Genomic DNA, 12258 nt, shown 5'->3' on the forward strand with positions numbered 1-12258 from the left:
CGAACGCCCGCGGCGTTCACGAACACGCATAGATTGGGAGACACACCTTGACGACACGTTCCAGCGCCGAGGCGCTTTTCGCAGGCAACCGCACGACGCTCGCGGGTTATCAGCCGCAGCATTTCGGCTGGTCGGTCGAAGGCCGCGTCGCGACCATCACGCTCAATCGCCCCGAGCGCAAGAATCCGCTCACGTTCGAGTCGTATGCGGAACTGCGCGACCTGTTTCGCCAGCTCGCCTACGCCACCGACATCAAGACCGTCGTGCTGCATGGCGCGGGCGAAAACTTCTGCTCGGGCGGCGACGTGCACGACATCATCGCGCCGCTCATCGACCTGCCCATGCCCGAACTGCTGATGTTCACGCGCATGACGGGCGATCTCGTGAAAGCCATGCGCCACTGCCCGCAGCCGATCATCGCGGCGGTCGACGGCGTGTGCGCGGGCGCGGGCGCGATCCTCGCCATGGCCTCCGACATGCGCTACGCCACCTCGCGCAGCAAACTCGCGTTCCTCTTCACGCGCGTGGGCCTCGCGGGTTGCGATATGGGCGCGTGCGCGATCCTGCCGCGCATCATCGGTCAGGGGCGCGCCGCGGAATTGCTCTATACGGGCCGCTCCGCGAGCGGCGACGAAGGCCACGCCTGGGGTTTCTACAACCGCCTCTGCGACCCGGAAACGCTGCTCGCCGAAGCTCAAAAGCTCGCCGCCGATCTCGCCGCGGGCCCGACCTTCGCGCATGGCATCACGAAGAAGATGCTGCATCAGGAATGGACCATGAGCATCGACGAAGCGATCGAATCGGAAGCGCAAGCCCAGGCGATCTGTATGGCCACGCGCGACTTCGGCCGCGCGTACGAAGCCTTCGCCGCGAAGTCGCGTCCGGTTTTCCAGGGAGATTGAGTTGAACGCCAAAGCCGACATCGATCTTCACAGCGCGCTCGCCTGGCCGTTTTTCGAGGACCGTCATCGCGAGCTGGGCGCGGGCATCGAAGCGTGGTCGCGCGAGCACCTCGCGCATGTCCCGCACGACGACGTCGACGCCACCTGCCGCGCGCTCGTGCGCCAACTGGGCGAAGCGGGCTGGCTGCGCTACGGCGTGGGCGGCACTGCTTACGGCGGCCACGGCGACACCATCGACACGCGCGCCGTGTGCCTGCTGCGCGAAACGCTCGCCAAACATTCCGGCCTCGCCGACTTCGCACTGGCCATGCAGGGCCTCGGCTCCGGCGCCATTTCGCTCGCCGGCACCGAAGCGCAAAAGTCGCGCTACCTGCCGCGCGTGGCCAGCGGCGAAGCGCTCGCGGCCTTCGCGCTCTCCGAACCCGAAGCGGGCTCCGACGTTGCCGCGATGGCGCTCGCCGCGCGTGCCGAAGGCGAAGATTATGTTCTCGACGGCGAAAAGACGTGGATCTCCAACGGCGGCATCGCCGACTTCTACGTGGTGTTCGCGCGCACCGGCGAAGCACCGGGCGCGCGCGGCATCAGCGCGTTCGTCGTGGACGCCAGCACGCCCGGGCTCGAGATCGCCGAACGGATCGACGTGATCGCGCCGCATCCGCTCGCACGCCTGCGCTTTAGCGGCGCGCGCGTGAAGCGCAGCCAGATGCTGGGCGTACCTGGCGAGGGCTTCAAGATCGCCATGCGCACGCTCGATATCTTCCGCACCTCGGTCGCCGCCGCTTCGCTCGGTTTCGCGCGGCGCGCGCTCGCCGAAGGTCTCTCGCGCGCGGCTTCGCGCAAGATGTTCGGGCAGACGCTCGGCGATTTCCAGCTGACGCAGGCCAAGCTCGCGCAAATGGCGCTCACCATCGACAGCAGCGCCCTGCTCGTCTATCGCGCGGCGTGGCTGCGCGACCAGGGCGAAAGCGTGACGCGCGAGGCGGCCATGGCGAAGTGGCATGCGAGCGAAGGCGCGCAACAGGTCATCGACGCGGCAGTGCAGCTGTGGGGCGGCATGGGCGTGCAGAGCGGCCATATCGTCGAGTCGCTGTATCGCGAGATTCGCTCGCTGCGTATTTACGAAGGCGCGACGGAAGTGCAGCAACTGATCGTCGGCCGCGATTTGCTCAAGGAATTCAACACCGCCGCGTAAGCGCCCGCTTCGCGACGCATCATACGGATTGCTAACGACTATGAAAAAAGCCCTTCTTCCCGCAGGCTGGCTCAAGCCGCGCGGCTATGCCAACGGCGTTGCCGCCACGGGCACGCAGGTGTACATTGCCGGCCAGATCGGCTGGGACGAAAACGCACAGTTCACGAGCCACGAGTTCGGCGCGCAGGCGGTGCAGGCGCTGCGCAATATCGTCGCCGTCCTGGACGTGGCGGGCGGCAAGCCCGAGCACCTCGTGCGCTTGACGTGGTACGTGACGGACAAGAAAGAATATCTGGCTTCGCTGAAGGAGATCGGCGCGGCATTCCGCGAGTTGATCGGCGACTACGACATCGCCATGAGCGCCGTGCAGGTCGTCGCGCTCGTGGAGGACGACGCGAAGGTCGAGATCGAAGCCACGGCCGTGATTCCCGACGATCCGCGCCTGAATCGTGATTGACAGGCGGTTGCATCGCGCCCCGCGCGGCGCGATGACTTAACGTTGCGCACGCAACGAACGCGCGAAAACAGCGCGTAATAAAAGCCCGAAAACGATCTGCCTGAACAGACTGCCGGAGACATCATGCAACCGACCGCACACGTCGATACTTTCGCACGCGATCATTTGCCGCCCGAGGCGCAATGGCCCGTGATGCTGCTCGACAATCCCGACGTCGCCTACCCCGCGCGCATGAATTGCGCGGCCGAGTTGCTCGATCGCGCCATCGCCAGCGGACACGGCGACCGCCCCGCGGTCTGGTCGGAGATCGACGGCGCGCCGCACGCCACGACCTATGCGGAGCTGCTCGCGCTCGTCAATCGCAGCGCGCACGTGCTCGTCGACGAGATGGGCTTGCAGCCCGGCAACCGCGTGCTGCTGCGCGGGCCGAATACACTGCAAATGGCGGTCGTGTTTCTCGCGGCGCTCAAGGCCGGGCTCGTGGTGATTCCGACCATGCCGCTGCTGCGCGCGAAAGAACTCAAGCAGATTGCCGACAAGGCGCAGGTCTCGGCGGCTCTGTGCGACGTGCGGCTCGCCGAAGAACTCGCGCGCTGCATGGATCCCGCCGACGAGTACTTCTGCGCGAGCATCAAGCAGGCGCGCCACTTCCACGACAGCGCACCCGGTTCGATCGAAACGCTCGCCGCGGACAAACCCGCCGAGTTCACGGCCTGCGATACGGCCGCCGACGACGTCTGCCTCATTGCGTTCACGAGCGGCACGACCGGTACGCCGAAGGGCTGCATGCATTTCCATCGCGACGTGATCGCGATGTGCGACCTGTTCCCGCGCCACGTGCTCAAACCCACGCCCGCTGACGTGTTCTGCGGCACGCCGCCGCTCGCGTTCACGTTCGGACTTGGCGGCATGCTGTGCTTTCCGCTGCGCGTGGGCGCGTCCACGGTACTGATCGAAAAGCTCACGCCCGCGCTGCTGTTGCAGGCCATCGAACGCTTTCGCGCGACCATCGTATTCACCGCGCCCACCTTTTATCGGCAGATGGCGCCGCTCGTGAAGGACGCGGACATCGCCAGTCTCCAGCAATCCGTTTCCGCGGGCGAGGCGCTGCCGCCCACCACGCGCGAACTGTGGCGCGAAGCCACGGGCATCGAGATGATCGACGGTATCGGCGGCACGGAAATGATCCATATCTTCGTGTCGTCGGCGGGTGCGGAGGTGCGTCCGGGATCGATCGGCCGCGCGGTGCCGGGCTACGTCGTGCAGGCGCTCGACGACGCCATGCAGCCCGTGCCGCCGGGCGTGACCGGCAACCTCGCCGTGCGCGGCCCGACCGGCTGCCGCTATCTCGCCGACGAACGCCAGATGAAATTCGTGCGCGGCGGCTGGAATCTGCCCGGCGACGCCGTCTCGATCGACGCGGACGGCTACGTGTTCTACCAGGCGCGCGCCGACGACATGATCGTGTCCTCTGGCTACAACATCGCCGGGCCGGAGGTGGAAACGGTGTTGATGCAGCACCCCGCCGTCGCCGAATGCGGCGTGACCGGCGTACCCGACGATCTGCGCGGACAGGTGGTGAAGGCGTTCGTGGTGCTGCGTCCCGGTTTCGACGGCAACGACGCGATGGTCACGGAGTTGCAGGAATTCGTGAAGAACGCCGTGGCGGCCTACAAATATCCGCGTTTGGTCACGTTTATCGACGCGCTGCCGCGCACGGAAACCGGCAAGCTGAAACGCGCAGCCTTGCGGGCGATGTGAGGTGGGTTGGGCCGCTTCGGCGGCCCATTGCCGATCTGAAACGGCACACTTAAGGATTTTTTCAAATGTATTATTACGTAAACCGATAATTTTCTACAGTTTTAACCGTATATTTAGACATTATTTTTATAATGTCGATTGATCCTTCAATGACATCGGCGTAAAACGCGTCTAGCGCCTCTTTTTGCGCAAAATGATGCGCAAATCGATACGTCGCCTCGCCAATGCGCATGATCTTGCGCATTTTTGCCTTGCAAACCGACTAAATCCCCATCTCATTTTGCGCACGATAATGCGCAAAACCATCTTACTGGCCTATAATGCGCACTATTATGCGCAAAACGGCTCCCACCCCTCTCGTGTCCAACGTCGAACGCCTCGCTACGAGCCTGCGTTCGACGCGTCGCGAGCGCAAGCTCACGCAGCAGGCGCTCGCCGACCGCGCCGGCGTCGCCCGCCGCACCATCACGAATGCGGAGCAGGCCGAAAACATCGGCATTCGCGAGTTGTGCCGGCTCGCCAACGCGCTGGGCTACGAGGTGGTTCTGCGCCCGCTGGACACCGTGGTCTTCGAGGACCTGCAAGATATCTTCCGGGACGACGAATGAGCAGCGCAGCCCCGCTCGATCTCGAACGCCTCCTGCGCGAAATCCGCACGCTCGAGGTTCACACGCCGCAGGGGCCGAGCGGCCTGCTCGCGCGCGAGAGCCGTTTCGTCTTCAACTACGGTCAAACGCCCGATCGAGCCGCCGTGTCGCTGACCATGCCGGTGCGGCGCCAGAGTTACGCGAGCGGCGACCTCATGGGCATCTTCGCGATGAACCGGCCCGAGGGTTATCTGCGCTTCGTGATCGAGGAGCGGCTGGCGCGTTACGGCGCGCCCAGCGACCTGTTTCTGCTCTTTCTCGCCGGCCGCAACCAGATCGGCCGGCTCACCTACTCCGTGCCCGGCGAGCGCGTGCCCGAAGGCGACGGCGAACGTCTCGACGAGTTGCTGTCCTCGCCTTCGGGGCGCCTGTTCGAGCGCCTCATCGACCGCTATGCGCTCGGTTCCGGCATTTCCGGCGTGCAGCCAAAGGCGGTCGTGCCGCTCGCGAGCGAGGCGACCGGGCGGCCGGCCGAACACACGGCGCTGCCGCTGCGCACCGTGATCGTCAAGGCGGAAGGCGACGACTTCCCCGGCCTCGCTCGCAACGAATTCTTCTGCATGTCGGTGGCGCAGGAGGCGGCGCTCGAAGTGCCTGGATTCTGGCTCTCGGACGACGGCCAGCTCTTCGTGATGTCGCGCTTCGATCGCACCGCCGAAGGCACGCCGCTCGGTTTCGAGGACATGAGCGTGCTAACGGGCAAGGCGAAGTACGAAGGCAGCTACGAGATGATCGCCAAGGCCGTGGACATCTACACGCGCTCCGACCCGGCGCAAAAACGCCGCTTGTTCGAACGCATCGCGCTGTCGTGCATGCTGCGCGACGGCGACGCGCATATGAAGAACCTCGGGATCCTGTACGCCGATCCAACCGGGCCACGCCGGCTCGCGCCGGTATTCGACGTGGTCTGCACCGACATCTATCCGGATCTCGACGGCCGCATGGCGCTGAGCCTCAATCGCAGCAAAACCTTCCCGTTGCCCGCCGAATTGATGGCGTTCGCGCGCCGCCTCGAACTGAATGCTTCGGATAGCGAAGCAATCATGACGCGACTGCAACGCGCGTATGACACGGTTGCAGCGCGCCTCGCGAACGATCCGCGCTACCAGAAAGACGATCTGCTGGAAAAAATCCGGCATGCCGTCGAGCATCCCGGCATCAAGCCCGTGACGCGCCCCAAAGCCGTGCGTTAAGCGAGTGAATCAACCAGAACGCAGCGCTTCAGGGCGCAACCGCGTCACGCGTTGCCCGCGTCCTGCACCGCGAATGTCATGCGCCGGTCCGCCGTATCGAAACGGCATACGACCTTCGCCCCCTCCTTCACCTCGCCCTTGAGCATTTCCTTCGCGAGTTCGTTTTCCACCGTCTGCTGAATCTGCCGTTTCAATTCGCGCGCGCCGAATTCGGGCCGATACCCCTCCGCCGCGAGATGGTCGACCACGCTGTCGTCGAACGTGAGATCGATGTCCTGGCTGCGCGCCATCCGCTGCACCTGCTCGAGTTGCAACCGAACGATCGCGCGCAACTCCTCGCTGTTGAGCCCTTGAAACACGATGATTTCGTCGATGCGGTTCAGGAACTCGGGCCGGAAATGCTGGCGCAATTCGCCCATCACCGCGTTTTGCATCGACACGTCGGCGCTCGACAGAAAACCGGGCCCCGAGCGCTTCTGTCCCGACACCACGTCGGAGCCCAGATTGCTCGTCGCGATCACGATCGTGTTGCTGAAATCGACCACGCGCCCCTTGCCGTCGGTGAGGCGGCCATCGTCGAAAACCTGCAGCAGCACGTTGTAGACATCGGAATGCGCCTTCTCGATTTCGTCGAGCAGGATCACGCAATAAGGGCGGCGGCGCACGCGCTCCGTCAACTGGCCACCCTCGTCGTAACCCACATAGCCGGGCGGCGAGCCGATCAAACGCGAGACCGCATGGCGCTCCATGTACTCGCTCATGTCGATACGCACGATCGCGTCTTCGTCGCCGAACACGACTTCGGCCAGCGCCTTTGCGAGTTCGGTCTTGCCCACGCCCGTGGGCCCGAGGAACAGGAACACGGCGGTGGGACGACGGCCGCGCCGCAGCCCGGCGCGCGAGCGGCGCACCGCATCGCTCACGGCGACGATCGCCTGCTCCTGGCCGATCACGCGCTCGTGCAGACGCTGCTCCATTTCGAGCAGCCGCGTGCGCTCTTCCGCCGTCAATTGCGTGACGGGTACGCCCGTGAGCTTCGAAACGATCTCGGCCACTTCCTCGGTCGTCACGTCGGACGTCACCGAACCGAGTTGGCCTTTCCAGTCGTTCGTGGCTTCCGCAAGCGCCTTTTCCTTGTCGGCGATAGGTTCGTCGAGCGTATGCGCGCGCTCGAAATTCTTGCGCGTGGCCGCGTAATCCTGCTCGCGGCGCAATTGCGCGAGTTCGGCTTCGAGTTCGAGTATCACCGCGGGCCGCGAGGTGGCCGAAAGATGCACGCGCGCCGCCGCCTGATCGATCAGGTCGATGGCCTTGTCGGGCAGGAAGCGGCCCGTGACGTAGCGGTCCGACAGTTCGGCGGCGGCCACGAGCGCGTCGTCGCGAATCGTGACGTGATGATGAACCTCGAGCTTGTCGCGCAGGCCGCGCAAGATGTTGATGGTTTGATCGACGCTCGGCTCGGCCACGAACACCGGCTGAAAGCGCCGCTCGAGCGCCGCGTCTTTCTCGATGTACTTCTGGTACTCGGAAAGCGTGGTCGCGCCAATCAGGTTCAGTTCGCCGCGCGCCATCGCGGGCTTGAACACGTTGGCGATATCGAGGCCGCCCTCGCCGCCGCCCGTGCCCGCGCCAACGATCGTATGCACCTCGTCGATGAACAGCACGAGGTTGTCGCGCTGCGCCGTGATCTCTTCCATCACGCCCTTCACGCGCTCCTCGAATTCGCCGCGATACTTCGCGCCCGCCACGAGACCGTTCACGTTGAGTTCGACGAGCCGCCGGCCGCGCAGCGATTCGGGCACGTCGCCGTTGAGCATGCGTTGTGCGAGCCCTTCGGCGATAGCGGTTTTGCCCACGCCCGGCTCGCCGATCAGCACCGGATTGTTCTTGCGCCGCCGCGCGAGGACTTCCACCACGGTTTCGATTTCGCTCGACCGGCCGATCACCGGATCGAGCTTGCCTTCGCTCGCGAGCGCGGTGAGATCGCGGCTGTACTGGTCGAGTTGGGGCGTGGCGCTCGGCCCCTTCGCGGCGGGACGTTCGCGCTTGTCGCCTTGCGCTTCCACGAGTGCCTGCAGCACCTTTTGCGGCGTGACGCCGTAGCGGCCGAGCAGATGGCCCGCGAAACTCTCGGGCACCTGCGTGAGACCGAACAGCAGATGCTCGGGCGCGACGTAACTGTGACCGAGTTCGCGCGACACCAGAAATGCGCGGTCTAGCGCCCCCTTCAAACGCGGCGACACGCCGATCCGGCCGTCTTCCGGCGCATTCGAAGGGTCGCGCTTTTGCGCATTGGCGTCGATGAACGCGCGCACGTCGTCGGGTTGAACGCCGAGCCGCTTGAGCAGCGCCACGCCCGCGTCATTGCCTGCGATTTCGTAAAGCAGATGCTCCGTGTCGACTTCGCGCCGCCCGAACTGCACCGCGCGCTCTGCGGCGCGCTGGAGCAATTCGCGCGCCACGTCGCTGAAATAACGCTCGACGATGGCGCCGTCGCCGGCTTCCATCGCCTGCTGCGGAGTGGGTTCGGTCGCGCCTTCGGCCTGCTGCGAAGCGCGGAACAGCGCTTCGAGCGGACTCAGCGTGCGCTGATGGCGCGTGAGTTGCGCGTAGTGGTAATCGCAGACATCGAGAAAACGCCGTCTGCCGTCCTGCAACACGGCAACTCGCACGGTCGCGGGACGCACGCCGCAGATATCGCAGTTGAACTGAGCCATTTCGTCTCCAGGAAAGCGATGCGCGGCGTGCGAACGCGATACTCGTCGTGCCCGCGTGCAAGCCGCCTGAATGCTCTAACGAATGCCGTCACGAAATCAGCTCTCATCGTAACGTCGATTCGCGGAGCGCGTCGCCAGGGAGACGGCAATCGATATCTCAAACGTCTGGATCGACGAGCGGCGGATGCGGTTCCGCGGTTGCGCGCGCCTGGCCAGCAGGGCTTTTGATCCACGCGGAAAGCAAGGTCGAGGAGACCGCGAGTATCACCGGACCGATGAACAGGCCGACGATACCGAACGCGAACATGCCGCCCAATACGCCGGAAAGAATCAGCAGCATGGAGAGATTGACGCCACGCCGGATCAACACGGGACGCACGAAGTTGTCGAGCATGACGACCATCAGCGACCACACCGCGAGCAGAATGCCGGCCACGCGCGCGTCGTGCATGAAGAGAAACACGATGCCGCCCAGCAGCGGCAGCGTAGGCCCGATCTGCGCGAGGCACAGCATCAGCATGAGCGCGGTGAGCACGCCCGCACCCGGCACGCCCGCGACCGCGAGACCGATGCCGCCAAGCGCCGATTGCAGAATGGCCGTGACCACGATACCGAGCGCGACCGCGCGAATCGAGGCGCCCGCGAGTTGCACGGCTTCTTCGCCATACACGGGCGCGATGCGGCTCGCGAAACGCATCACGTAGTGCGCCGCGTGCTCGCCCTGCACGTAGAGAATGCCCGTGATGATCACCGTGATGAACATATGAATGACGAACACGCCCACGGAGGCCGCGTGCCCGATCAGCCAGTGCGCCGCGATCGACACATAGGGTTCGAGCTGCGCGAGCAGACCGCCGGGCCCCGCATCCGAAAACTCCTGCCATTTCGCGGCGATGCGCGAGCCCACGGCGGGAATGTCATGCACCCAGGCGGGCGGCGGCGGGAGCGCGTAGTCGGGCAGCTTGCGGATCACGTCCATGATCTCGCCGCCATGCGCAGCCAGCGTGGAAATCGCTTCGTACAAAGGCAGCACGATCACGACGAGCAGAATCAGCAGCATCACTAGCGTGGCGAGCCAGCGCCGGTTGCCGCAGCGCCGCTGCACGGCGAGCATGGCGGGCCAGGTGGCAACGACAATGGTCGTGGCCCAGATGAGTCCCGGCAAAAACGGCCGCATCACGTAGAGCGTGCCGGTCGTCAGCGCACACAGAATGGCGACGATGAACAGGATGCGGGCGATATCGGGCGTAGCTTGCGGTTTCATGTGCTCTCCTCGCGACGGGCGCCATGGCTGGCGCGATGGACACGATGCTGGCGCAAGACCGCGCTCGCGCCCTGCGCCGCCGACGCGCTAGTCTATATCGGATACGTCTCGATGCCGCGCGAAAAGGCCGTTTGCCACGGCCGTGCGCACCGCCCGCGCAGGCTCGCCGCGCGCGGATTTCGTTCGCATTCTTAACGTCCGGCTCAAACACGACGCAGCCAGCCTTCGATGCACCGTGCCGAAGCCTCTGGAATAATGGCCGCTTCCCGACTCGCCTCGAAGACAGAGCCAGCCATGTCCGATATCCACGACAAACTCCCCTGCGTGCTCCTCACCAACGACGACGGCATCGACGCGCCGGGCCTCGCCACACTCGAAGCCGTGGCCGCGGAAATCGCCCACGAAGTCTGGGTCGTCGCGCCCGAGCACGACCAGAGCGGCACCTCGCATTCGATCAGCCTGCATACGCCGCTGCGCGTGAGCCGGCGTGGCGAGCGGCGCTTCGGCGTGCTCGGCACACCGGGCGATTGCGTGGTGATGGCCGTGCGTCAGTTGATGGGCGACGTGCGGCCCTCGCTGGTGCTTTCGGGCATCAATCGCGGCGGCAATCTCGGCGTGGAGACGATGTTCTCGGGCACGGTGGGCGCGGCCATGACGGGCCTGCTGCTCGGCCTGCCGTCCATTGCGATGAGCCAGACCTTCCGCGACCGCGAACGCGTGCGTTGGGACACGGCGCGGGCCCTCGCGCCCGACGTGATCCGTCAGCTCGCGTCGGTCGCGCATGACGCGCCCGTGTGCCTGAACGTGAATTTTCCCGATGTCGATGCGAACGCGGCCGGTCCGCTCACGGTCACGCGTCAGGGCGTGGGCCTCGTGCAGGGTATCGACGTGGTGCCGCAAATCGATCCGCGCGGCCTCGACTATCACTGGCTGCGCTTCAATCGCGGGCCGCGCGAAAACGGGCCCGACAGCGAAACGGCCGTGGTGAACTCCGGCCGGGTGTCGGTGACGCCGCTGCACTTCGAGCGCACCGACGAAAAGACCTTTGCGACCTTGCAGGCGGCGCTGGGCGCGGGCGCCTGATCGCGCACACGCATCGCGTCAAGCCGCGCGGCTTCTCAACAAAGCGAAGCGATCCAGACGAAAAACGTCTGGATCGTCGGCGCTCACTCCTGCACGAGCGCGAGCACGCGCAGCGGGCTGCCCGAGCCCGCCTGGATCTTCAGCGGCGCGGAAACGATCACGGCGCCCGTGGGCGGCAGTTGATCGAGATTGCGCAAACACTGCAGGCCATAGCGGTTCGAGCCGTGCATGAGCGTGTGGCACGGGTACGGAATCGGCCAGCTATACGCCTGACCCGCATCGGTATTGATGGTCTCCACGCCGAAGCCATGCACTTCGCGCTCGCCGATCAGCCATTCCACGGCTTCCTGCGTCGGTCCCGGCGTGTGCGCGCCGTCGTCGCGCAGGTTCAGGAACTGGGCCGGGTCGGTGCGCTTCGACCAGTCCGAGCGCAGCAGCACCCATGCGCCGCGCGGAATGCGGCCATGCTTCGCTTCCCACGCTTCGAGAAAGCCGACCGTGAGCAGCCAGTCGTCGTTTTCCGCAATCTCGGCGCTGGCATCGATCACGACCGCCGGTGCAATAAAGTTCTTGACGTCGATGGTATCGACGGCGTTCTGTGCGTGGTCCTTTCCGGAAATCCAGTGCACAGGTGCATCGAAGTGCGTACCGGTGTGCTCGCCGCAGGAAAAATTATTCCAGTACCAGCCGGGCCCCTGCTCGTCGTACTGGCTGATCTTTTCCATCTTGAACGCCCACACCTGCCCGAACTGCGGCGGAAGTTGCAGCGCCGGGAATTCCGGCGAGAGCGTTTGCGTCAGATCCACCACGCGAATCTGGCCGCTCGCCAGCCCGGTGGTCAGTTGTTCGAGACTGCTCGTCATCTTGCACTCCTGGTTATCACTCGCGCGTCATCGTTATGTGCGGCGCACGCGCCGGCACGTGGGGTTATCTGCGATCCGATTATCTTGAGGCATAAATTAATCCATAATCATGGTTAACCCCTTTTTTCTTACACCTGCCTCGCGATAAATCGGGGCCGTGGTATGTTTGCGGCTCGACG

10 protein-coding genes are annotated in these 12258 nt (G+C 65.0%); 7 read left to right on the top strand and 3 right to left on the bottom strand.

The features are described 5' to 3' along the window. Positions 1–47 precede the first annotated feature (47 nt). From FAZ98_RS15575 to FAZ98_RS15600, 6 genes are all read left to right on the top strand, one after another. Positions 48–902, top strand: a complete 855-nt coding sequence (locus tag FAZ98_RS15575) for an enoyl-CoA hydratase family protein (protein ID WP_158952216.1) — start codon at positions 48–50, stop codon at positions 900–902. A 1-nt stretch (position 903) separates the two neighbouring features. Further along, positions 904–2094 (top strand): acyl-CoA dehydrogenase family protein, encoded by a 1191-nt coding sequence (locus FAZ98_RS15580; RefSeq protein ID WP_158952217.1) that lies wholly within the window; start codon positions 904–906, stop codon positions 2092–2094. Positions 2095–2134: 40 nt separating this feature from the next. Further along, the gene (locus FAZ98_RS15585; RefSeq protein ID WP_158952218.1) at positions 2135–2551 is read left to right on the top strand and encodes a RidA family protein; all 417 of its coding nucleotides are present in this window, start codon (positions 2135–2137) and stop codon (positions 2549–2551) included. 123 nt (positions 2552–2674) lie between these two features. Continuing rightward, the gene (locus tag FAZ98_RS15590) at positions 2675–4312 is read left to right on the top strand and encodes an AMP-binding protein (protein WP_158952219.1); all 1638 of its coding nucleotides are present in this window, start codon (positions 2675–2677) and stop codon (positions 4310–4312) included. 359 nt (positions 4313–4671) lie between these two features. After that, entirely contained in the window at positions 4672–4920 is a 249-nt protein-coding gene (locus tag FAZ98_RS15595; RefSeq protein WP_233272778.1) for a helix-turn-helix transcriptional regulator, read from the top strand. Further along, complete coding sequence (locus FAZ98_RS15600) at positions 4917–6152, top strand: type II toxin-antitoxin system HipA family toxin (protein WP_158952221.1); 1236 nt, start codon at positions 4917–4919, stop codon at positions 6150–6152. The genes FAZ98_RS15595 and FAZ98_RS15600 overlap by 4 nt, the downstream gene beginning before the upstream one ends. Positions 6153–6196: 44 nt before the next feature. Here the strand turns inward: FAZ98_RS15600 and FAZ98_RS15605 are convergent, their stop codons facing one another. Further along, positions 6197–8869, bottom strand: a complete 2673-nt coding sequence (locus FAZ98_RS15605; RefSeq protein ID WP_158952222.1) for an ATP-dependent Clp protease ATP-binding subunit — start codon at positions 8867–8869, stop codon at positions 6197–6199. A gap of 157 nt (positions 8870–9026) precedes the next feature. Continuing rightward, positions 9027–10133 carry an AI-2E family transporter YdiK gene (gene ydiK / locus FAZ98_RS15610; protein ID WP_158952223.1) on the bottom strand — a complete coding sequence of 369 codons (1107 nt, stop codon included), beginning with the start codon at positions 10131–10133 and terminating at the stop codon, positions 9027–9029. A gap of 294 nt (positions 10134–10427) precedes the next feature. Here ydiK and surE point away from each other — a divergent pair, with 294 nt between their 5' ends. After that, the gene (gene surE / locus FAZ98_RS15615) at positions 10428–11216 is read left to right on the top strand and encodes a 5'/3'-nucleotidase SurE (protein ID WP_158952224.1); all 789 of its coding nucleotides are present in this window, start codon (positions 10428–10430) and stop codon (positions 11214–11216) included. Between the two features lie 83 nt (positions 11217–11299). Here surE and FAZ98_RS15620 read toward each other — a convergent pair whose 3' ends face one another. Beyond that, the gene (locus FAZ98_RS15620; protein WP_158952225.1) at positions 11300–12079 is read right to left on the bottom strand and encodes a cyclase family protein; all 780 of its coding nucleotides are present in this window, start codon (positions 12077–12079) and stop codon (positions 11300–11302) included. Between the last annotated feature and the right edge of the window lie 179 nt (positions 12080–12258).

Origin of the sequence: Paraburkholderia acidisoli, from assembly GCF_009789675.1 — a bacterium.
Classification (GTDB): domain Bacteria; phylum Pseudomonadota; class Gammaproteobacteria; order Burkholderiales; family Burkholderiaceae; genus Paraburkholderia; species Paraburkholderia acidisoli.